This window comes from Bifidobacterium ramosum, from assembly GCF_009299505.1.
In the GTDB taxonomy this organism is placed as follows: Bacteria; Actinomycetota; Actinomycetes; order Actinomycetales; family Bifidobacteriaceae; genus Bifidobacterium; species Bifidobacterium ramosum.
Genome location: NZ_WBSM01000001.1, coordinates 460,153 through 481,461, shown reverse-complemented (window position 1 = coordinate 481,461; position 21,309 = coordinate 460,153). Strand labels below are relative to the sequence as shown.

Genomic DNA, 21,309 nt, shown 5'->3' with positions numbered 1-21,309 from the left:
CTACTCCCGTAAGGCAAAGCGGCCATTTCCCAACATGTTCTCAGCTCAGTGCGTCCTTGAGCTTCGAGAAGAAGCCCTTGCCACGTCCGCCGGCCGCGGGCTTGGCGCTTTGCGCCACGTGGGAGGCGTCGCCGTCGTGCAGGTCGGCGAACTCCTCCATGAGCCGGCGTTCGCGCTCGCTGAGCTTGGTGGGCACGCGCACCGCCACGTGGGCGATGAGATCACCGCGCTCCCCCGCCTGGCGCATGCGCGCCACGCCGAGGCCCTTGAGCGTGACCGTGTCCTCCTGCTGACATCCTTCGGGAATGGTCACGGTGCGCGGGCCGTCGAACGTCTCGATGTCGAGGTCGTGGCCGAGCACCGCCCAACTCATCGGTACCTGCACCCAGCAGTGCAGGTCGTCGCCCTCGCGGGTGAACTGCTTGTCGGGCTTGATGCGCACGTCGATGTAGAGGTCGCCGGCCGCGCCGCCGCCTTCGCCGACCTCGCCCTGGTTGGCGAGGCGCAGACGGGTGTTGTCGCCGATGCCGGCCGGGATCGTCACGCCCACGGAGCGCGTGGTGCGTACGCGGCCGTGGCCGAGGCACGCCGGGCACGGATTCTCGATGATCGTGCCATGACCTTCGCAGCGGTCGCACGGGGCGGAGGTCATCATCTGGCCGAGCATCGTGCGCACGACCTTCTGCGTGAATCCCTGGCCGTGGCACTGCGGGCAGGTGACGGGCTGCGAGCCGTTCTGCGCGCCCGATCCGCTGCACTGCTGGCACAGGCCAAATGTGTTGATCTTGACGTGAGCGGTGCCACCGAACACGGCGGTCTTGAGATCGATGGACGTGGATGCCAGCGCGTCGCGGCCGGGCTGGGTGCGCGGCGTGGGGCCCTGCCCGCCGCCGAACGCCCCGCCGAAGAACTGGCCGAAGATGTCGCCCATGTCTCCCATGCCGGAGAAGCCGCCCGGGAATCCGCCGGCGCCGGCGTTCGGATCGTTCGGGTCGACGCCCGAATCGTACATGCGGCGCTTGTCGGGGTCGGACAGCACCTCGTACGCGCTGTTGACCTCCTTGAATTTCTCCTCGAATTCCTGGCCGGCGATGTCGGGATGGTATTTGCGGCTCATCTTGCGATAGGCCTTCTTGATCTCGTCCTCGGTCGCCGTGCGCTCGATGCCGAGCACCTCGTAGTAGTCTGCCACTGTCCGTCCTTTTATTCTGTTGGTCGCGAGTTATTGTGCCATAAGGCTGGGTCAGCCGTCGTCCGGATCGCCGCCCTGCGCGAGGGAGACGGTCAGGTAGCGCGCCACCGCGCGCACCGCCGCGATGGTCGCGGCGTAGTCCATGTGCGTCGGTCCGATCGATCCGACGAAGGCGACGGGCGTACCCCCGCCGCGCGTCGTCACGATGTCCGATTCGCCGTCGCTATCCGCATGATCCGCACGGTCAGCGGTCGGATCACCGCCGTCCGTCCTCTGCGGCGACTGCCCGTACCCGCTGGTCACCACGGAGGCGTGCAGCAGTCCGGGCGTGTGGGTCTCCGAACCGATGGCGACGCCCACGCCGTCGTGGTCGGCCTCTTCGCTCAGGTTGCTCATCAGGCGCATGAGCACGACCTGTTCCTCGAGCGCATCGAACAGCGGCGCCAGATCGGCGGCCGTGCGCTGGTGCGCCAGTTTGGATGCGCCGGCCATGTACAGCTCGCTGGCGCGGTCGTCGTCGGCCATGCCTTCGAACGCGCCGGCCAGGGCCTCCGCCACGGCGGCCGTCTCACGCCACTGCGGAATGTCGGCGAGGGCGCGCACCCGTTCGGCGGCCGTCGTGAACGACTGCGCCGAGCACTCGCGGTTGACCGCATCGCAGAATCGCGACAAGTCGTCCGTGGCCGGCATCGTGCGTACGGCGAGCGTGTGCTGGGCGACGCGTCCGGTGTCGGTGATGACGACGGCGAGCAGCATGGTCATGCCGACCGGCACGATTTCGACGTGCCGCAACGTGGCCTTGGACAGCGCCGGCGATGCGACGACCGCGATCTGGCCGGTGATCTGCGCGAGCAGTCGGGCGGCGCGCTGCAGGGTGTCCTGCAGGCTCACCGATCCGGACAGAAACGTGGCGATGCCGTTGCGTTGGGCCGTGGACAGCGGCATGACGGTGGCCAGCCGGTCCACGAAATAGCGGTACCCCTTTTCCGTCGGGATGCGGCCCGCGGAGGTATGCGGCTGAATCAGGTAACCCTCGTCCTCGAGTGCGGCCATATCGTTACGGACCGTCGCCGAGCTGACGCCGAGGTCATGTGTTTTGGTGAGCGCCGACGAGCCGATCGGCTCCTGCGAACGGATGTAATCCTCGACCACGGCGCGCAGCACCAGCATGCGACGTGACTGCGTCATACGCGCCTCCTTATGTACGTGATGGGTACGTGATACGAATGGTCCCGTTCGGGATGTTCGGTGACTATTGTATTAGCACTCGCGCGTGTCGAGTGCTAATGCGTTCGTTCTCAGAGTATTCGTTTCGTTCACCACCCTGCACCCCGTCGCGACACGGCTACGGAGGACTGCGGTTACGCCGTGTTGTGCGTTTGTTCACGCAACGTATCGTTTACGTTCATTGTGAACGCTAACAGCACACAACGTCACAAAAACACGCCAAAATCGCACCGTGAAGTCGGTTCACGCGGTTACTATGTAAGAGCAATGTGAGGGTACGCATGACCCGGCATAAGCCGGGCGCGTGGTGCCCGAAGTATTGGAAGGAAAATTACAGACATGACCGAATTCAAGGAAACCGAACTGGACGAGCGCGCCATCAAGATGGCCAAGGTCCTTTCGGCTGATGCGGTCGAGAAGGCAGGAAGCGGCCACCCCGGTTCCCCCGTCTCGCTGGCGCCGATCGCCTACACTCTCTACCAGCACTTCATCAAGCATGATCCGAACGACCCCAAGTGGGAAGGTCGCGATCGCTTCATCCTTTCCGGTGGCCACGCCTCCCTCACCCAGTACGTCCAGCTGTACTTCTCCGGCTACGGCCTGACCCTGGACGATCTCAAGCACTTCCGCGGCGGCGCGGACACCCACACCCCGGGCCACCCGGAGTACGGCCTGACCCCGGGCATCGAAATGACCACCGGCCCGCTGGGCCAGGGCTTCGCCTCGGCCATCGGCTTCGCCTACGGCGAGCGTTTCCAGCGCGGCCTGCTCGACCCGGAGACCCCGAAGGAAGACTCCCCGTTCTACCACAAGATCTGGGTCATCTGCGGTGAAGGCGACATCGAGGAAGGCATCTCCGGCGAGGCCGCCTCCCTGGCCGCCAACCAGAAGCTCGGCAACATCACCGTGATCTTCGACGCCAACCGCATCCAGATCGAAGGCGACACCAATCTGGTGCTGGCCGAGGACGTGCTCAAGCGCTTCCAGGCCTACGGCTGGTACACCGACGAGTTCAGCTTCGTCCAGCCCGACGGCTCCTACAAGGAGGACGTCGAGGGTCTGGCCGACGTGATCGCCAAGGCCGAGGCCGCCGCCCCGGACCAGCCGAAGCTCATCAAGGTCGACACCCTCATCGCGTGGCCGACCCCGGGCAAGACCAACGATCCGTCCTCGCACGGCTCCAAGCTGGGCGCCGAGGCCGTCGCCGGCCTCAAGAAGGTCCTCGGCTACGATCCGGAGCAGTCCTTCCAGATCGACGAGGAGGCCCTCGCCCACGCCCGCAAGGTCGCCGACCGCGGTCTCGAGGCCCACAAGGCCTGGGACGAGAAGTTCGAGGCATGGCGCAAGGCCAACCCGGACAAGGCCGCCCTGTACGACCGTCTGAAGGAAGGCAAGCTGCCGGAAGGCTTCGACAAGGCCCTCGATGATCTCGAGGCCACCTTCGAGGTCGGCAAGGGCGTCGCCACCCGTGGCGCCTCCGGCTCCGTCCTCAACGCCATCGCGGCCGTCATGCCGGAACTGTGGGGCGGCTCCGCCGACCTCGGCGGCTCCAACAAGACCGACCTCAAGGGTGCCGCCACCTTCGCCCCGGCGGAGTGCGCCACCAAGCAGTGGCCGGTGTGCAACGAGTTCGGCCGTCAGCTGCACTTCGGCGTGCGCGAGTTCACCATGGGCTGCATCACCAACGGCATCCTGCTGGGCTCCTACACCCGTCCGTTCGGCGGTACCTTCTTCATGTTCTCCGACTACGAGCGCGCCGCCGTCCGTCTGGCCGCCCTCATGGAGATCCCGAACCTGTACATCTGGTCCCACGACTCCGTCGCCGTCGGCGAGGATGGCCCGACCCACCAGCCGATCGAGCATCTGGCCTCCTTCCGCGCGATCCCGCAGCTCGAGGTCGTCCGCCCGGCCGACGCCTTCGAGACCGCCGAGGCCTACCGCTACTTCTTCGAGAAGAAGAACACGCTGCCGACCGCGATGGTCCTGACCCGTCAGGGCGTGCCGACGCTCGCCGAGACCGCCGCCAAGGCCAAGGACGGTGTCAAGAAGGGCGCCTACGTGCTCGTCGACACCGAGGGCACCCCGGACGTCATCATCATGGCCTCCGGTTCCGAGGTCCAGTGGGCCGTGGCCGCCGCCAAGACCCTCGCCGACAAGGGCGTCAAGGCCCGCGTGGTCTCCTTCCCGTCCATGGAATGGTTCGAGGAGCAGGACGCCGAGTACAAGGAGGCCGTGCTTCCGGCTTCCGTCAAGGCCCGTGTCTCCGTCGAGGCCGGTGTGGCCATGCCGTGGTACAAGTACCTCGGCTCCTACGGCAAGCCGGTCTCCATCGAGCAGTTCGGCCTGCAGGGCAACGGCGCGCAGAACATGATCGACCTCGGCATCACCGCCGAGCACGTGGTCGAGGCCGCCGAGGCGTCCATCGCCGAGGCCAACGCCTGATTCCCGTCAGACGGTTCGGGAGGGAACCTCGCCAAATGCGAAGGGTTCCTCCCCTACACCACAAAGATTTGATCCAATAAGGTATCAAGGAGAAAACAATATGACTGAAGCAACTCAGCGTACGTCCGACAACGGCGTGTCCATCTGGCTGGACGACCTGTCCCGCTCCCGCATCGAGTCCGGCTCCCTGCAGGACCTCATCGCCAACAAGAACGTGGTCGGTGTCACCACCAACCCGTCCATCTTCCAGAAGGCCCTGAGCCAGGTCGGTCCGTACGACGAGCAGCTCAAGGAGCTCGGCAAGGTCGATGTCGAGACCGCCATCCGCGAGCTCACCACCACCGATGTGCGCAACGCCACCGACATCTTCCGTGAGATCGCCGAGAAGACCGACTTCGTCGACGGCCGTGTCTCCATCGAGGTGGACCCGCGCCTCGCCCACGAGACCGAAGCCACCGAGAAGCAGGCCGTCGAGCTGTGGGAGAAGGTCAACCGTCCGAACGCGATGATCAAGATCCCGGCGACCCTCGAGGGCCTGCCGGCCATCACCGCCACCTTGGCCAAGGGCATCTCCGTCAACGTCACCCTGATCTTCTCGCTCGAGCGCTACGAGCAGGTCATCGACGCCTACATCGAGGGCATCGCCCAGGCCGCCGCCAACGGCCACGACCTCAAGCACATCGGCTCCGTCGCCTCCTTCTTCGTCTCCCGCGTGGACACCGCGGTCGACAAGAAGCTCGAGGAGATCGGCACCGACGAGGCCAAGGCCCTTGAGGGCAAGGCCGCCGTCGCCAACGCTCGCCTCGCCTACGAGCTGTTCGAGAAGAAGTTCGCCGAGGATCCGCGCTGGGCCGACCTGGCCGCCAAGGGCGCCAAGGTCCAGCGTCCGCTGTGGGCCTCCACCGGCACCAAGAACCCGGCCTACTCCGACTGCAAGTACGTCGATGAGCTCGTCGCGAAGCACATCGTCAACACCATGCCGGAGAAGACCCTGAACGCTCTGGCCGATCACGGCAACGGCGCCCCGTCCATCGAGGGCACCTACGAGGAGTCCCACGCCATCATCAACAAGCTCGCCGAGCTGGGCATCGACTTCAAGGCCGTCACCGACAAGCTCGAGGCCGACGGCGTCGCCGCCTTCATCAAGTCCTGGGATTCGGTCATCGCCGACGTGCAGTCCGGCATCGACCGCGTCAACGGCTGATTGCCTTCGGCATTCATCGCTGACTAGGTAAACCCGGAGAAAAGCTCCCGATCCGCGTCGTCTCGCGGATCGGGAGCTTTTCGTTACCATCTTGGAACGTGCCACGTGGCCGCTCCGTTGTTCCCGCGGGTCCCGGTAAGGTGGAGATCCTGCGCATCCGGCATCGCATCCGCGAGCCGCGCAGGAGTTGAAGGAGACAGCCATGCAGTTGACCGCGCGCCAGCGTCTGGTGATGACGTTCACGTTCTTTTCGATGTTCTTCGGCGCGGGCAACCTGATCTTCCCGCCGTTCGTCGGCGCGCAGGCCGGCGCTGCCGCGGTGCCGGCCCTGATCGGCTTCATCGTCTCCGCAGTGGGCCTGCCGATCCTCGGCGTGCTGGCGGTCACGTTCGCCGGCGGCTTCGACACGCTGGCCGGCCGTGTCTCGCCGCGGTTCGCCCTGCCGCTGGGCCTGGCGATCATTCTGACCATCGGCCCGTGCTTCGCGATCCCGCGCACGGCCACCACGTCGTTCGAGATGATGGTCGCCCCGCTCGTGCCGGACGGTTCGGGCCGCTCGCTCGCCCAGTTGTTGTATTCTCTCGTGTTCTTCGCCGCGTCGTTCGTGTTCGCGCAGCATCCGGACAAGCTGTCGAAGGTGTTGGGCCGGTTCATGGGACCGCTGCTGCTGGCGTTGATCGCGGTGCTGTTCGTCGCCTGCCTCGTGCACGGCGTCGGCGCGCCGGCCGCCCCGTCCGGCGATTATGCGGCGAACCAGCTGGCGCGCGGTTTCCTCGACGGATATCAGACGATGGATCTGCTCGCCGCCCTGTATTTCGGCATCGTGATCTCGGCGAACATCCGTGCGCAGCACGTCGACGACGAGGCGCAGGTGCGTCGCGAGACCGCCGTCGCCGGCCTGGGCACCGGCGTGCTGCTCGTCGTGATCTACGGCGTGCTGGGCTATGTCGGCGTGGTGTCCGGTGCGATCCGCGGTATCGACGCGTCGAAGGACACCGGCGCGACCGTGCTCACCAATCTCACGTCGTCGGTGTTCGGCCCGGTGGGCACGACGTTCCTGGGTGTGGTGTTCGTCATCGCGTGTCTGAACGTGTGCACCGGCCTGATCTGCACGTGCGCCACGTATTTCCATGAACGGTTCCGCACGGTAGCCGGCCATGCGGTGTCCTATCGCATGTGGCAGATCCTGTTCACCGTGTTCAGCGTCGTCGTGTCGAACGCCGGGCTGAGCGCGATCATCAAGGTGTCGGTGCCGGTATTGGCGGCGTTGTATCCGATCGCGATCGTGCTGGTGCTGCTGGCGCTCGCCCATCGCGTGTTTGCCGCGTGGTTCGTGCGTGTGTATCGGTGGACGGTGCTGTTTGTCGCCGTCGCGTCGTTCGCGACGTGCGTCGCCAGTCTGGCCGTGGTGTTCGGCGGATCGCTGCCGTGGCTGGATGCCGCGCTCGCCATGCTACCGTTGCAGCGGTATCAGCTAGGCTGGCTGGTGCCGGCGGCGGTCGGCGTGATCGTCGGTGTGATCGATTCCGTCAGGGACGCACGGATCCGGCGATAGGCGAAGCAGAACAGGACGCCGGCCACGATGCCGGACGTCGCGTCGGAGATCGGCTCGGCGATGAAGATGCCGTTGACGCCGAGCCAGTGCGGCAGGATCAGCGCGAGCGGCACGAGCAGGATGATCTTGCGCAGGATCGCGAGGAAGATCGACAGTTTCGCCTGTCCCATGCCGACCAGCGCGCACTGCACGCCCATCTGGATACCGAAGATGCCCCAACCGCAGACGAAGACCGGCATCATGGTCGTGACGATCGCGATCACGTCCGGCTTGTCGGTGAACCAGCCGGCGAAGAAGCCCGGGAACGCGGCGAGTATCGAGACGAGCGCCGTCGCCGACGCGATCTGCGTGACGAACGCCATGCGGATCGCCTGCCGCACGCGATCCATGTCGCGCGCGCCGAAATTGAAGCCGATGATCGGCTGGATGCCCTGCTGGAATCCGGCGGTGAGCACGCTGACGATCTGCATGAGCGATGTGATGATGGTGATCGACGTGACGTAGTCGTCGCCGCCGTAGCGTTGCAGGCCGACGTTGAACACCACGTTGATCAGGCATTCGGTGATCTGCATGATGAACGGCGCGAGGCCGAGCGACAGCACGGGCAGGATCAGCCGATCGAAACGGATGTTGCGCGGTCGCAGGCGGATCGCGCTGCGGCCGGAGGACAGGAACCATACGATCCAGATCGTGGAGATCATCTGCGCGAGCACGTTCGCCAGCGCGGCGCCGCGCACGCCCCATCCGGCCACGAAGATGAACAGCGGGTCGAGGGCGATGCTGGTGCCGGTGCCGATGAGCACGGACACCATGGCGACGGTCGTCTTGCCTTGGGCCGCGATGAAGTTGTTGAGTCCGAGCGTGAGCTGCACGAATACCGTGCCGACGAGGTACACGGTGATGAAATCGACGGCGTAGTCGATGGTCGCGTCGCTGGCGCCGAATGCGACGAGGATGGGTCGCTTCGCCAGTTGCAGGACGATGGTGAGCGTGACGGCGACGGCGACGAGGAACACCGCGCTGGTGCCGAGGATGCGTTCGGCCTTGCGGAAGTTGCCACGGCCGAGTTCGATGGACGCACGTGGCGCGCCGCCGGCGCCGATCAGGGACGCGAACGCGGTGACGGCCAGCAGGATCGGGAAGCAGACGCCCACGCCGGTCATGGCTTCGTTGCCCACGCCGGGAATGTGGCCGATGAACAGCCGGTCGATGATCGTGTACGACGCGTTCGCCCCCTGCGCGACGATCGTCGGGATCGACATCGTCAGGGCGAGGCGCGGCACCGGTTTCGTGCCCAGTCCGGCATCCAGCGCGTTCGTCGTGGTCGTCGTCGGCATGGTTCTTCCCGCTCCCCTCATCGGTTGCGCAACGTCAATGAACGTCAATATCCTATGCCCGGCCATGCCCGCGACGGTGGTGCCGTGACACGCCGTGACACGCTCCGGCATGGAGGAACACGCGCGGGATCGACGGAACAGGGCGGCGAACAAGGTAACGCATGGCGGCCGCCGCATGACGTCACCGGCGCAAAGCGACTATGCTGTCGTGCGGCATCGGTCTTATGATTTGGAAAGGACACGACGATGGGGTTCATGGATCTGGTGGAGCATCTGTTCAGGCACGACGACGGGCATACGGTGCGGATCGGCCAACCGTTGTCGCTGCGCGACGCGAAGACGGCGTTGGCGATGATCGCCGTGCATCAGCCGCTCGCCGACATGCGCAAGGTCGCCGACGCGGTCAAACAGCTGCAGGACGAGTTCCCGCAGTATGCGACGTATGCGATGACGCACTACTACAACGAGCCGAAACGCGTGCGGTTCCAGTCGGAGGGCGGTACATTCCTCGACGCGGATGCGATCGCCACCGCGTTCGCGCAGTCCACGGTGTTGCGGGACGAGGCCACGATCCAGCATCTCATCGGCGACATCGCCGACAACCGCGAGCATCGTGACCCGGACGCGACGCCGGCCGTGCCGGTCGACGCCGTGGCGGACGAGACCGCGACGCGACTCGCCGGCGCGGCCGACGTCCGTCGCGCATGGCTGTTCGCGCTGTACGACCAGTCGGACGACATCGAGGAGGCCACCAAGGGCGGCACGGAGCGGCTGCGTGCAACGCTGGAACGGGCGGTCACGCACGACGGCGGCACGGATGCGACCGATGACACGGCCGACGCCACGGCCGATACCGACAAGACCCACGCGCCGTCGATCGCACGGCTGATCGTCGCCCTGCTGTTCCCCGCACAAACAACGGGCGCGGCGACGACGTCGAGTGCGGCCACGGATGCGGCGCAACGCGCCCTTGCCGACCCCGATACGCCGAGCGACGCGTATATGGCGGCCGTGCAGGTGTTCCGCGATCATGGCGTCGCGGTGCCCGACACCGTGACGCTGGAACGGTGACTCATCGCATCACCGATACGGCATCCCTGAATCGCCTCGGCGCGGGCGGCATGACGCGCGTAGCCATGCCGCCCGCGCGTGTCGTTGTCCACACTGTGGTTGTTATCATGCCTCACGATTGCACAACCGGCCGCCAACGCGGCCGACCAATGCGGAAGTGGACACGACATGGACAACGAGCTGTTTGAACGGGCACCGATCCCGAAGGCGTATTTCTCACTGGCGATGCCCGTGGTGCTGAGCATGCTGGTCACGCTCGTCTATAATCTGGTCGACACGTATTTCATCGCGCACACGGGCGACACGGGCATGGTGGCCGGCGTGTCGCTGACCGCGCCGGTGTTCACGGTGATGATCGCGCTCGGTGACATCTTCGGCCTTGGCGGCGCGTCGGTCATCTCCCGCCTGTTCGGCCAGCACCGGTATGCGGACGGCAAACGGCTGAGCGTGTTCTGTTTCTACGCGGCCATCGCCACCGGCCTGCTCATCGTCGTGCTCGGTCTCGTCTTCCGCGATCCGATGCTCGCACTGCTCGGCGCGACCGACGACACGTGGCGGCATGCGTCCGCGTTCTACACGCTTATCATCATCGGCTCGCCGTTCATCATCGTCTCCATGACGCCGACCAACCTGCTGCGCTCCGAAGGCCACGCCGTGCAGTCGATGATCGGCTCGGTCGCCGGCACCGCGATCAACGTCGTGCTCAATCCCCTGTTCATCCACGTGTTCGGCTGGGGCGCGGCCGGCTCGGCCGGCGCGACGGTCATCGCGAACATCCTCACCGACGTGTATTTCGTCTGGTTCCTGTTGCGCCGCAGCGAATACCTGTCCATCGACCCACGGCTCATGATCGACCGCGCCCGACATGCGCTCGCCATCGCCGCGGCCGAGGTCAGGGACATCCTCGCCATCGGCATCCCGTCGGCCATCACCAATCTCACGCAGAGCGTCGGCATCGTCATGATGAACCTGTTCCTGCTGCCGTACGGCACCGATGCGGTCGCGGCGATGGGCATCGCGCTCAAGATCGTGATGATCGCGGTGCTGATCTTCGTGGGGTTCGCGTTCGGCGCGCAGCCGCTCATCGGCTACAACTACGGCGCGCGCAACATGCGGCGGCTGCACGGCGTCATGCGATTCGCCTATGTGTTCCTGTGCTCGTTCGCATTGGTCATGACCGTCGTGCTGAGTCTTGCCGACCGGATGCTCATGCGGTTCTTCATCGCCGACGAGACGATCGTCGCGCTGGGCGCGGGTATGCTGCGCATACAGCTGCTCAGCCTCGTGTGCGTGGCCATCGTCATGGTCACAACGTGCGCGTTCCAGTCGACCGGCAAGGCGCTCGGCGCGTTCCTGCTGTCGATCAGCCGGCAGGGTGTGATGCTGGCGCTCACGTTGTTCGTCGGTTCACGCGTGGCCGGCTATGACGGCGTGATCGCCGCGCAGGCGCTGGCCGATCTGCTCACCGCCGCGCTCGCGGTCGTGCTGTTCGTGACGATGCTGCCGGAGCTGCGCACGCGCACGCGGCGGTGAGGGCCGTGGCCTAATAGCCCTAGAGCTCGCGCAGCTGCGCGGCGATCTTCACCGCCTCGACGCTGGCCTCGGCCTTGTTGCGCGTCTCCTGCCATTCGGTCGCGGGCACGGAGTCGAGCACGATGCCGGCGCCCGCCTGCACGCTGGCCTCATGGTCGCGGATGAACGCGGTGCGGATCGCGATGGCCATGTCGAGGTTGCCGGAGAAGTCGAAGTAGCCGACTGTGCCACCGTAGATGCCGCGGTCGGCCGGTTCCAGCTCGTCGATGATCTCGATCGCGCGCGGCTTGGGCGCGCCGGACAGCGTGCCGGCCGGGAACGCGGATGTGAACACATCGAACGCGGTCAGATGCGGATCCACGCGGCCGGTGACGGTCGAGCAGATGTGCATGATGTGGCTGAACCGTTTGATGTCCATGAGCGAGACGACTTCGACAGTGGTCGGGTCGCACACACGGCTCAGGTCGTTGCGGGCGAGGTCGACGAGCATGATGTGCTCGCTGCGTTCCTTCGGATCGGCGAGCAGCTCCTTGGCGAGCCGCGCGTCCTCCTCCGGGGTCTTGCCGCGCGGGCGGGAGCCGGCGATCGGGAACGTCATCGCATGGCCGTTGTCGACCTTGATGAGCGTCTCCGGGCTGGAGCCGATCACGGTGAAGTCGCGTCCCTCGGCATCGGTGAGCGCCATGAAGTACATGTACGGGCTCGGGTTGAGCGTGCGTAGTACGCGGTACACGTCGAACGGGTCGGCGGGCGAGTCGATGTCGAGCCGCTGCGAGATGACGACCTGGAACACGTCGCCGTCGACGATGTGCTTCTTGGCGGCTTCGACGGCCTGCTCGTAGTGGCTTTTCTCGGTGCGGAACCGCAGTTCGGGCTGCGGTGCGGCGGCGTCGAGGACGTTGACGCGCGACTCGCCCTCGACCGGCGTGGCCGCGTCGCGCTGCATCTGGTCGAGTCGTGCGACGGCCTCGTTGTACGCGGCGTCGGCACGGGTCGGCTTGTCGTCCACGTTCACCGCGTTCGCGATGAGCCACACCGAACCGGACACGTGGTCGACCACGGCGATGTCGGTGGCCAACGCAAGCACCGTCTCCGGCTGACCGGTCTCGTTCGGTGCCTCGGCGCGCAGCGTCGGCTCCCAGTGGCGGATCGCATCCCAGCCGACCGTGCCGACCAGACCGCTGGTCAGATTCGGCAGGCCGTCCACATGCGGCGCCTTGAGCGTCTTCAACGCGGCATGCGCAACGGCGATCACATCGCCGCTGGTCGGCACACCGGCCGGCACGGTGCCCAGCCAGTCCGCTTTGCCGCCGTTCGACCGCAGCTGGGCCATCGACCGTACGCCGATGAAGCTGTACCGGCTCCACGTGCCGCCGTATTCGGCCGATTCGAGGATGAACGTACCGCTGCGGCCGCCGGCGAGACGCTCATAGAACCCGACCGGAGTGAGCGAGTCGGCGAGCAGCCGGCGCACGATCGGGATCACGCGATAACCTTCGTTGGCCAGTTCGTGGAACTGCTCACGGCTCGGCCAGGTCGCGCCCCATGTCAGATGTTCGACGCTGCATTCGCTCATGCCTGTTCCTCCTGTTCTGCCGTACCGTTCTCGTCATTCGTCTGTTCCGGCGTGCGATGTCCTTCGATGCATGGCAGCGGGCCGCCTTCGAGGAAACAGCTGCGTTTGCCGGTATGGCAGGCGGCGCCCACCTGATCGACCTTGACGAGCAGCGCGTCGCCATCGCAGTCGAGCGACACGGACTTCACGTATTGCACGTGCCCGGAGGTGTCGCCCTTGCGCCAGTATTCCTGCCGCGAACGTGACCAGAACGTGACCCTGCCGGTGGTGAGCGTACGGCGTAGCGCCTCGTCGTTCATATAGCCGACCATGAGCACCTCATGCGTGTCGTACTGTTGGATGACGGCCGCGACCAATCCCTTGGCGTCGTGCTTGAGCCGCTCGGCGATGCGTGGGTCGAGCGTCGTGCTGTTGTCGTATTCCATGACCTGACTGTTCCTCTGTGTTGGTGATCCTCATGTGTTGGATGATCTGTATGTGCAACGATCCGCGTATCGGCGGACGCGATGACGGGCGGTGCATGCCGCCGGCGGGCGGACGCCGTTCAGCGCACGGTGTAGCCGGCGCGGCGCAGCTCGTCCTTGACCTCGCCGATGGTGACCTTGCCGTAGTGGAAGATCGATGCTGCGAGCACCGCGTCGGCGCCGGCCTCGATCGCGGGCGGGAAGTCGGCGGCCTTGCCGGCGCCGCCGGAGGCGATGATCGGAATCTTCACTTCCTTGCGCACGGCGCGGATCATCTCAAGATCGAAGCCCTGCTGCGTGCCGTCCGCATCCATCGAATTGAGCAGGATCTCCCCCGCGCCGAGCTCCTCGGCGCGTTTGACCCACCAGATCGCGTCGATGCCGGTCGACTTGCGACCACCCATCGTGGTCACCTCGAACCCGGACTGCGTGTGCTGCTCGCCCCGTTCGCGCCGTGCGTCGACCGACAGCACGAGCACCTGATTGCCGAAGCGGTCGGCGACACGGCTGATCAGCGTCGGATCGTTGATCGCGGCGGTGTTCACGCCCACCTTGTCCGCGCCGCAGCGCAGCAGCGAATCCACGTCCTCGGGCGTGCGCACGCCGCCGCCGACGGTGAGCGGGATGAAGATCTGTTCGGCGGTGCGGGCCACCACGTCGATCATGGTCTGCCGATGCGAGCTGGAGGCGGTCACGTCGAGGAACGTCAGTTCGTCGGCGCCCTGACGGTAGTATTCGGCGGCCAGTTCGACCGGGTCGCCGGCGTCGCGCAGGTTTTCGAAATGCACGCCTTTGACCACGCGCCCCGCATCGACGTCCAGACATGGGATGACTCGGATGGCCAGCGACATATTCACTCCTGTTTCGCATGTTTCGTTACCGCACAACAGGTTAGCGTGCAGCCGTTACAGCCGGCGCGCGCGATTCCGTTACGTGGAATGCGCACTCCGGCCGCGACGACACGGTACAGACGGACGGATCGACCTCGGCTCGGTCACGCATCCTTATCGATCGCATGGGCCGCGTGACGGCCGCGGATCACAGCAGATGTGTCTCGATCCACTGCGCGACGCCGTCGTCGTCGTTCGCCGGGCAGGTCTCGTCAGCGATCGCGAGCACGTCAGGATTCGCGTTCGCGACGGCCACGCCGAGTCCGGACTCGCGCATCATCGCGATGTCGATCACATCGTCGCCGAACGTGACGGTCCGCGCCAACGGCACGTCCAGCCGGTCGCAGACGATCCGCAGCGCATGCTCCTTGTTGGCTTGCGGACTCATGAGCATCCACATCGTGCCTTCGGAAACGTGCACGTCGAAGTCGTCCGGCACCAGCGTCTCCAGTCGCGTCCACTGTTCGGCGTCGGGGAACACGATCAGCTTGTCGGCGACGCCGGTGGGCACGTCGCCGTCCGAGAAGTCGGTGTACCGCCACGTCTGTGTCTTCCAGTAGACGCTGACGTCGAAGTTCGTGTACCGCACGTCGTCCATGACGATGCCGACCTTGAGGCCCGGCAGCTCGCGCAGGAAGCCCCGGCACACCTCGCAGGCGCGGGCGGACGGGAAGCCGATCTTCGTCAGGTGGCCGTCGGGGGCCGGGCGCTTGCCGGTGAGCAGATCGAAGTCGGAATGCGCCGGGCCGAAGTCGATGAGCGCGCCGTTCAGATAGATGACCGCATCGGCCGGCAGCTTTTCGGCGAACGCGAGTCCGGTGCTGACCGGGCGGGCCGTGGCGATCGCGAACCGGTAGCCGGCGTCGTGCAGCCGGCGGACGGCGTCGACGGAACGGTCGCTGAGGTAGCGTTCCTCGAACGTCGCGCCGCCGTGCAGCAGCGTGCCGTCGAGGTCGGCGACGACCATACGGATGTCGCCGTCACGTGCGGTCACGCCCGTCACAGCAGGCCCTCGCAGTGTTCGCGGACGATCTCGGCCGACCGGTGCAGCTTGGCGAGCTCGTCGTCGGTCAGGTCGAGTTCGACGATCTCGTTCGCGCCGTTGGCGCGCAGTTCGGTGGGCACGCCGAGGAACACGTCGTGTTCGCCGTATTCGCCGTCGAGCAGCGTGGAGACGGGCACGATACGGCGTTCGTCCCACAGGATCGTCTGCACGATGCCGGCGACGGTGGAGGCGATGCCGAAGTTGGTGCCGCCCTTGGCCTTGACGATATCATCGCCGCGGCGACGCGTCTTCTCCTCGACCTCGGCGGTGGAGACGGACGAGAAGCGGCTCTGGTTGTCGGCGAGGAACTTCGCGAACGGCTTGCCGCCGAGCGAGACGGTGGACCATGCGGCGAACTGCGAATTGCCGTGCTCGCCCATGACGAAGCCGCCCACGTTGCGCGGGTCGAGGCCGGTCTCCTCGCCGATGATGGTCTTGAGACGCGAGGTGTCGAGCGCGGTGCCGGTGCCGAGCACCTGCGTGCGCGGCAGGCCGGAGCGCTTCCACGCGTACCATGCCATCACGTCGACCGGGTTGGAGACCATGACGATCACGCCGTTGAAGCCGGAGGCCATGACCTGGTCGACCACGTCGCCGACCAGACCGACCGTGAAGCCGAGTTCGGCCATGCGGTTGGAGTTCGCCGGCGGCTTGCGGCCGACGGTGATGACGACGATGTCCGCGTCCTTGCAGTCGGCGTAGTCGCCGACGCGCACCTTGACGTGACGGTCCTGGAACTCGCTGCCGTCGTCGAGGTCGCGCGCCTCCCCCAGCGCCTTCGGCGCGAAGTGGTCGATGAGCACGAGTTCGTTGCACAGACCGTGCGTGACGATCGAGAACGCGGCGGTCGATCCGACCTGTCCGGTGCCGACGATGACGACGCGGTTGCGGTTTGCGGTAACCATAAGCGAATCCTTTCCTTCATGAAAATGAGCCATGATCGAACGGATCATGGCTCATGACGATGCATATGCGACTATCAGACGAGGTTGAACTTCGTCATCAGGCCGAGGGCGATGATGATCGCCACCCACAGCAGCGCGATGACGACGGTCCAACGGTTCAGGTTCTTCTCGGCGACGCCCGAAGAGCCGGCGTTCTGGGTCAGGCCGCCGCCGAACATGTCGGACAGGCCGCCGCCCTTGCCCTTATGCATGAGGATAAGCAGGGTGAGCAGCAGGCTGAAGACGACGAGAATGATCTGCAGCACGAGCTTGACGATGGCCCAAGCGGACATATGAGAACCTCCAGTTCAAAATCACACTGCCCTATACCATAGCGCAAGGTGCTGAACAATGCCGTATCACAGCCGGCGGTTGGCCGGCTGTCCCCGCCGACGGCCCGAACGTCTATCGTGCGGAGGTCGCCCGCGCGGTGAGCCGTGCGATGGTGGCGAGTTCGTCGGCATCCAGCGCGGCCCCGCCGATGAGGAATCCGTCCACGTCGGGCTCGCCGATGAGCTCGACCGCGTTCTTCGAGGTGACCGACCCGCCGTACAGGATGCGCACGGCGTCGGCGACCGTCTCGTCGAAGGTCGTGGCGAGGTCCTCGCGGATGGCGCGGGCCGCGTCCTGCGCGGAGTCGGGCGTGGCGACCATGCCGGTGCCGATGGCCCACACCGGCTCGTAGGCGATGATGAGTTTGGCGGCCTGATCGCGCGACAGGTCGCGGGTGACGTCGTGCACCTGGCCGACGGCGAAGTCGAGTTCGATGCCCTGGCGACGCTCCTCGTAGCTTTCGCCGACGCACAGGATCGGCCGCATGCCGGCGGCGAGCACGGCGCGCACCTGGTCGACGATGTTCGCGTCGTCCTCGGGATGGTATTTGCGCCGTTCGGAATGGCCGACGATCACATAGGTGCAGCCGAGCGCGGCGAGCATGTCGGCGGACACGTCGCCGGTGAACGCGCCCTGCGTGGTGACGGACACCGACTGCGCGCCGTAGCGGATCTTCAGGTCGTCCGCCTCCACCAGCACCTGCACGCTGCGGATGGACGTGAAGGACGGCATGAGGGCGATCTCGCAGCGCCGGTAGTCGAAATGCGCGTCGCGCAGCAGCCAGACGAGCTTCTGCACGAAATAGGTGGCTTCCAGATGGTTGAAATTCATCTTCCAGTTGCCGGCCACCAGCGGGACGCGTGACGCCATATGCGTTCCTTTCGGTTGTGCGCCCTTCCGGGCACGGTCAAAAGCCGAACGGCTCCCCGGATCAGGGAGCCGTTCGTCATGTTTGTCGGGAAAGACTACTCGAGCACCTTCAGGCCCGGCAGCTCCTTGCCCTCAAGGAACTCGAGGGAGGCGCCGCCGCCGGTGGAGATGTGCGAGAAGCCGTCCTCCGGGAAGCCGAGGTTACGCACCGCGGAGGCGGAGTCGCCACCGCCGACGATGGTGAACGCGCCGGCCTTGGTCGCGTCGACCAGCCCCTGGGCCACGGCCTTGGTGCCGTCGGCGAAGGCCGCGATCTCGAACACGCCCATCGGGCCGTTCCACACGACGGTCTTGGAGTCGACGATCTTGTCGTGGAACAGCTTCTGGGACTCCGGGCCGATGTCGAGGCCCATCTTGTCGGCCGGGATGGCGTCGGCCGGAACGACCTCCGGGGCGACGTCGGCGTCGGACTTCGGGAAGCCCGGGTTCACGACGATGTCGGTCGGCAGCACGAGCTCGACGCCGTTCTTCTCGGCGGTCTCGATGTAGCCCTTGACCTTGTCGAGCTGATCCTCCTCGAGCAGGGAGGTGCCGACCTCGTAGCCCTTGGCCTTGAGGAAGGTGAACACCATGCCGCCGCCGATGACGAGGCGGTTGGCCTTGTCAAGCAGGTTCTCGATGACGCCGAGCTTGTCGGAGACCTTGGAGCCGCCGAGCACGACGGTGAACGGACGCTCCGGGTTCTCGGTGGCCTTGGACAGGGCCTTGACTTCCTTCTCGACCAGCAGGCCGGCGGCGGCCGGCAGATCGGCGGCCACGTCGTAGTTGGAGCCCTGCGCGCGGTGCACGACGCCGAAGCCGTCGGAGACGAAAGCCTCGCCGAGGGCGGCGATCTTCTTGGCGTAGGCGGCGCGCTCGGCCGGGTCCTTGCTGGTCTCCTCCGGGTTGAAGCGCACGTTCTCGAGCAGCACCACGTCACCATCGTTCATCGCGGCGACCTTGGCCTGCGCGTCCTCGCCGTAGGTGTCCTTGGCCAGCGGCACGGTGATGCCGAGCAGCTCGCCGAGGCGGGCGGCGACCGGAGCCAGAGACAGCTCGGGAACGACCTTGCCCTTCGGACGGCCGAGGTGGGCCATCAGGATGACCTTCGCGCCTTCTTCGCGCAGCGTCTTGATGGTCGGCAGGGCGGCCTTGATACGGCCGTCGTCGGTGATCGTGGTGCCGTCCAGCGGGACGTTGAAATCGGCGCGCACCAGAACGCGCTTGCCCTTGAGATCTCCAAGATCCTTGAGTGTCTTCATGAATATCCTTTCCTAACCGCGCGTCGCGGGGCTCGCGTCCCGTTCCGCGGGAAGAGTGGTGACGTGGATACGCCATTAGCGATGATACAAGGCCGAACGAACAAAAACACCGCCATTCGCTGTTCGCGAGGCGGTGTGTTTCGTATTCGGGCGCATGCGTTGCTGGCATGCGAAAGCGGCGGGCCGTCGCCTGATGCCGACGACCCGCCGCACAACGGTCAGAAGCTCTGGCCGCGGGACTTGGCGGTCTTCTCCGCAAGCTGCAGAAGACGGCGGATGCGCCCGGCGATCGCGTCCTTGGTGATGGGCGGATCGGCGAGACGGCCGAGCTCCTCGAGGCTGGCGTCGCCGTGGTCGAGGCGCAACTGGCCTGCGGCCTTGAGATTGTCGGGAACATCGTCGCCCAGGATCTCGAACGCCTTGCGGACCTTCTCGCTGGCCTCGGCGGCCGCCTTGGCGCTGCGGCGCATGTTGGCGTCGTCGAAGTTGGCCAGGCGGTTCGCCTTGCCGCGCGCCTCACCGTCGGAACGCTTGCCGGTCCATTCGCGTGCGGAGCGCGGGGCGCCCATCAGGTTGAGCATGCGCTCGATCGCGTCGGGGTCCTTGAGGGTGACGCGCTCGGAGCTGCGCAGCTGGCGCGGCTTGGCGCTGATGCCCAGACGACGCGCGGCGCCGGCCAGGGCCAGGGCCGCTTCGTTGCACGGGCAGGTGATTTCCAGATAGCTGGCCTTGCCCGGATCGGACAGTCCGCCGTGAGCGAGGAACGCGCCGCGCCACGCGGCCTTCACCTGCGCGATGTTGCCGTTGATGATCTCCGCCGGCAGGCCACGAACCAGCTGCTTGCGCCGGTCGAGCAGGCCGGTCTGCAGGGCGAGCGCCGCGCCGCCGCGGTCGACGTGGATCAGGTACCGCTGGACGGTGCCGCTCGGGGTCTGGCGGGGGACCTGCGTCAGCGCGGCCTCGTGGCCGTACAGATCCCTGATGTTGTCCTGAAGCCACTTCGCCGCTTCCAGCGAATCGAACTGCGCCTGCACGATGATCTGCCGCTGTACGAGTCTCAGGCCGCCGCCGAAGCGAATCATCGCCGTTACCTGCGCCTTGCGGGCCGCAGGCAGTTCGTTATCGATTGCGGCGAGTTCGCTTTTGACATCATCCAGAAGAGCCAAGAGCCAACCTCCTACTTCTCGTCCTCTTCACCGTTTCGGCCTGCCGTCTGGGCTGTGGCCCACCGTGCCATCGGCTTACTGTGATATCTGATCACTTGGACAACTCAAGCGCATACATCCATCAATCGGCCGCCGGTTTCTCGGCATGTGGTCATCCATGGGTTCGGCCATGGAACGTGCGACGGTCAGCGATCGCCGTGACGACGCTGCAGTTCGCGTGCCGAGACGCTGACCGCCAACCCGTGCGCACGCAGACGGGCGGCCAACGCCTCGCTCATGGCCACGGAGCGGTGCTGCCCGCCCGTGCAGCCGATGGCGATGGTCACGAAATGCTTGTCCTCCTGCGCGTAGCCGCGCAGCGCCACGAGGATGGCCTGCTCGTACGCGTCGAGGAATGCCGTCGCGCCTTCGCTGGACAGCACGTAATCGGCCACGGGCTTGTCCTGGCCGGTGAGTTCGCGCAGGCTGGGCACCCAGAACGGGTTCGGCAGGAACCGCACGTCGGCCACGAAGTCGGCGTCCAGCGGCACCCCGTATTTGAAGCCGAAACTGAAGATGTGCACGGACACGGTCTTGGGGCCGGAGCCGAGCATGCCCTCGTACAGTTTGGTCGACAGCTGGTGGATGCTCAGCGCGGAGGTGTCAATCACCATGTCGGCGCGCTCCTTGAGGTTCGCGAGCAGCGCGCGCTCCTCCATGATGCCGTCGATGAGCCGGTTGCCGTGCTGCAGCGGGTGCGGCCGGCGCACGGATTCGTATCGTTTGATGAGCACGTCGTTGCTGGCGTCGAGGAACAGGATGCGGGTCTTCACGCCGAGGTCGTCGAGATGGCTGAGTACTGCGGACAGGTCGTCGAAGTATTCGCGCGACCGCACGTCGATGACGGCGGCCAGTTTGTGCACGCCGCTGCCGGACCGGCCGCCGCCCTGGGTCATCATGTCGACCAGCGGCACCAGCAGCTTCGGCGGGATGTTGTCGACCACGTACCAGCCCATGTCCTCGACGCTGTCGGCCGCATGGGAACGGCCCGCGCCCGACATGCCGGTGATGAGCAGCACTTCGAAGCCGTCGGCCGGCGCCGGGCGATCGTCGCCGCCCACGGCCGTTCCGGCAACGGGAGCCGACACCGGGACCCGCATGTCCCGCTGATCCGTCTGAT

Annotated in this window: 18 protein-coding genes; 5 read left to right on the top strand and 13 right to left on the bottom strand. The window is 66.1% G+C overall.

The genetic code is table 11. The features are described 5' to 3' along the window. Positions 1-40: 40 nt before the first annotated feature. Together dnaJ and hrcA are read right to left on the bottom strand one after the other, a co-directional pair. Complete coding sequence (gene dnaJ, locus DSM100688_RS01880) at positions 41-1,192, bottom strand: molecular chaperone DnaJ (RefSeq protein WP_152357458.1); 1,152 nt, start codon at positions 1,190-1,192, stop codon at positions 41-43. A gap of 51 nt (positions 1,193-1,243) precedes the next feature. Continuing rightward, a complete protein-coding gene (hrcA, locus tag DSM100688_RS01875) occupies positions 1,244-2,380 on the bottom strand; it encodes a heat-inducible transcriptional repressor HrcA (RefSeq protein ID WP_152357457.1) in 1,137 nt (378 codons plus the stop codon). A 378-nt stretch (positions 2,381-2,758) separates the two neighbouring features. Between hrcA and tkt the strand changes: the two genes are divergently transcribed. From tkt to brnQ, 3 genes are all read left to right on the top strand, one after another. Next, positions 2,759-4,861, top strand: a complete 2,103-nt coding sequence (gene tkt / locus DSM100688_RS01870) for a transketolase (protein WP_152357456.1) — start codon at positions 2,759-2,761, stop codon at positions 4,859-4,861. A gap of 100 nt (positions 4,862-4,961) precedes the next feature. Continuing rightward, positions 4,962-6,065: a transaldolase gene (gene tal / locus DSM100688_RS01865; RefSeq protein ID WP_033492192.1), complete on the top strand. Its 1,104-nt coding sequence runs from the start codon at positions 4,962-4,964 to the stop codon at positions 6,063-6,065. Between the two features lie 202 nt (positions 6,066-6,267). After that, entirely contained in the window at positions 6,268-7,620 is a 1,353-nt protein-coding gene (brnQ, locus tag DSM100688_RS01860; RefSeq protein ID WP_152357455.1) for a branched-chain amino acid transport system II carrier protein, read from the top strand. Here brnQ and DSM100688_RS01855 read toward each other — a convergent pair. Then, complete coding sequence (locus DSM100688_RS01855; RefSeq protein ID WP_152357454.1) at positions 7,536-8,957, bottom strand: MATE family efflux transporter; 1,422 nt, start codon at positions 8,955-8,957, stop codon at positions 7,536-7,538. The genes brnQ and DSM100688_RS01855 overlap by 85 nt on opposite strands. 246 nt (positions 8,958-9,203) lie before the next feature. On the opposite strand from DSM100688_RS01855, the gene DSM100688_RS01850 reads away from it, so the two are divergent. Further along, entirely contained in the window at positions 9,204-10,028 is an 825-nt protein-coding gene (locus DSM100688_RS01850) for a hypothetical protein (protein ID WP_152357453.1), read from the top strand. A gap of 168 nt (positions 10,029-10,196) precedes the next feature. Next, on the top strand, positions 10,197-11,561 hold the full coding sequence (locus DSM100688_RS01845) for an MATE family efflux transporter (RefSeq protein WP_152357452.1): 1,365 nt from the start codon (positions 10,197-10,199) through the stop codon (positions 11,559-11,561). Between the two features lie 19 nt (positions 11,562-11,580). Here the strand turns inward: DSM100688_RS01845 and DSM100688_RS01840 are convergent, their stop codons facing one another. From DSM100688_RS01840 to rapZ, 10 genes are all read right to left on the bottom strand, one after another. Continuing rightward, on the bottom strand, positions 11,581-13,137 hold the full coding sequence (locus DSM100688_RS01840; protein ID WP_152357451.1) for an anthranilate synthase component I: 1,557 nt from the start codon (positions 13,135-13,137) through the stop codon (positions 11,581-11,583). Continuing rightward, entirely contained in the window at positions 13,134-13,562 is a 429-nt protein-coding gene (hisI, locus tag DSM100688_RS01835) for a phosphoribosyl-AMP cyclohydrolase (RefSeq protein ID WP_152357450.1), read from the bottom strand. The genes DSM100688_RS01840 and hisI overlap by 4 nt, the downstream gene beginning before the upstream one ends. Positions 13,563-13,681: 119 nt before the next feature. Beyond that, the gene (gene hisF / locus DSM100688_RS01830; RefSeq protein ID WP_152357449.1) at positions 13,682-14,452 is read right to left on the bottom strand and encodes an imidazole glycerol phosphate synthase subunit HisF; all 771 of its coding nucleotides are present in this window, start codon (positions 14,450-14,452) and stop codon (positions 13,682-13,684) included. Between the two features lie 187 nt (positions 14,453-14,639). Continuing rightward, positions 14,640-15,458 (bottom strand): HAD family hydrolase, encoded by an 819-nt coding sequence (locus DSM100688_RS01825; protein ID WP_152357645.1) that lies wholly within the window; start codon positions 15,456-15,458, stop codon positions 14,640-14,642. Positions 15,459-15,490: 32 nt separating this feature from the next. After that, complete coding sequence (locus DSM100688_RS01820; protein WP_152357448.1) at positions 15,491-16,441, bottom strand: L-lactate dehydrogenase; 951 nt, start codon at positions 16,439-16,441, stop codon at positions 15,491-15,493. A gap of 74 nt (positions 16,442-16,515) precedes the next feature. Then, positions 16,516-16,773, bottom strand: coding sequence for a preprotein translocase subunit SecG (secG, locus tag DSM100688_RS01815; RefSeq protein WP_152357447.1), 258 nt, complete (start codon positions 16,771-16,773; stop codon positions 16,516-16,518). 112 nt (positions 16,774-16,885) lie between these two features. Next, positions 16,886-17,683, bottom strand: a complete 798-nt coding sequence (gene tpiA, locus DSM100688_RS01810) for a triose-phosphate isomerase (protein ID WP_152357446.1) — start codon at positions 17,681-17,683, stop codon at positions 16,886-16,888. 95 nt (positions 17,684-17,778) lie between these two features. Then, a complete protein-coding gene (locus DSM100688_RS01805) occupies positions 17,779-18,984 on the bottom strand; it encodes a phosphoglycerate kinase (RefSeq protein ID WP_125979068.1) in 1,206 nt (401 codons plus the stop codon). 218 nt (positions 18,985-19,202) lie between these two features. After that, positions 19,203-20,150: a DNA-binding protein WhiA gene (whiA, locus tag DSM100688_RS01800; RefSeq protein WP_152357445.1), complete on the bottom strand. Its 948-nt coding sequence runs from the start codon at positions 20,148-20,150 to the stop codon at positions 19,203-19,205. Between the two features lie 185 nt (positions 20,151-20,335). Then, complete coding sequence (gene rapZ / locus DSM100688_RS01795; RefSeq protein ID WP_152357644.1) at positions 20,336-21,289, bottom strand: RNase adapter RapZ; 954 nt, start codon at positions 21,287-21,289, stop codon at positions 20,336-20,338. Between the last annotated feature and the right edge of the window lie 20 nt (positions 21,290-21,309).

Excerpts from the sequence above, each read along its gene's own strand:
- hrcA (WP_152357457.1), bottom strand. The coding sequence starts at position 2,380 with ATGACGCAGTCACGTCGCATGCTGGTGCTGCGCGCCGTGGTCGAGGAT.
- tkt (WP_152357456.1), top strand. The coding sequence starts at position 2,759 with ATGACCGAATTCAAGGAAACCGAACTGGACGAGCGCGCCATCAAGATG.
- tal (WP_033492192.1), top strand. The coding sequence starts at position 4,962 with ATGACTGAAGCAACTCAGCGTACGTCCGACAACGGCGTGTCCATCTGG.
- brnQ (WP_152357455.1), top strand. The coding sequence starts at position 6,268 with ATGCAGTTGACCGCGCGCCAGCGTCTGGTGATGACGTTCACGTTCTTT.
- DSM100688_RS01855 (WP_152357454.1), bottom strand. The coding sequence starts at position 8,957 with ATGCCGACGACGACCACGACGAACGCGCTGGATGCCGGACTGGGCACG.
- DSM100688_RS01850 (WP_152357453.1), top strand. The coding sequence starts at position 9,204 with ATGGGGTTCATGGATCTGGTGGAGCATCTGTTCAGGCACGACGACGGG.
- DSM100688_RS01845 (WP_152357452.1), top strand. The coding sequence starts at position 10,197 with ATGGACAACGAGCTGTTTGAACGGGCACCGATCCCGAAGGCGTATTTC.
- DSM100688_RS01840 (WP_152357451.1), bottom strand. The coding sequence starts at position 13,137 with ATGAGCGAATGCAGCGTCGAACATCTGACATGGGGCGCGACCTGGCCG.
- hisI (WP_152357450.1), bottom strand. The coding sequence starts at position 13,562 with ATGGAATACGACAACAGCACGACGCTCGACCCACGCATCGCCGAGCGG.
- hisF (WP_152357449.1), bottom strand. The coding sequence starts at position 14,452 with ATGTCGCTGGCCATCCGAGTCATCCCATGTCTGGACGTCGATGCGGGG.
- DSM100688_RS01825 (WP_152357645.1), bottom strand. The coding sequence starts at position 15,458 with ATGGTCGTCGCCGACCTCGACGGCACGCTGCTGCACGGCGGCGCGACG.
- DSM100688_RS01820 (WP_152357448.1), bottom strand. The coding sequence starts at position 16,441 with ATGGTTACCGCAAACCGCAACCGCGTCGTCATCGTCGGCACCGGACAG.
- secG (WP_152357447.1), bottom strand. The coding sequence starts at position 16,773 with ATGTCCGCTTGGGCCATCGTCAAGCTCGTGCTGCAGATCATTCTCGTC.
- tpiA (WP_152357446.1), bottom strand. The coding sequence starts at position 17,683 with ATGGCGTCACGCGTCCCGCTGGTGGCCGGCAACTGGAAGATGAATTTC.
- DSM100688_RS01805 (WP_125979068.1), bottom strand. The coding sequence starts at position 18,984 with ATGAAGACACTCAAGGATCTTGGAGATCTCAAGGGCAAGCGCGTTCTG.
- rapZ (WP_152357644.1), bottom strand. The coding sequence starts at position 21,289 with ATGCGGGTCCCGGTGTCGGCTCCCGTTGCCGGAACGGCCGTGGGCGGC.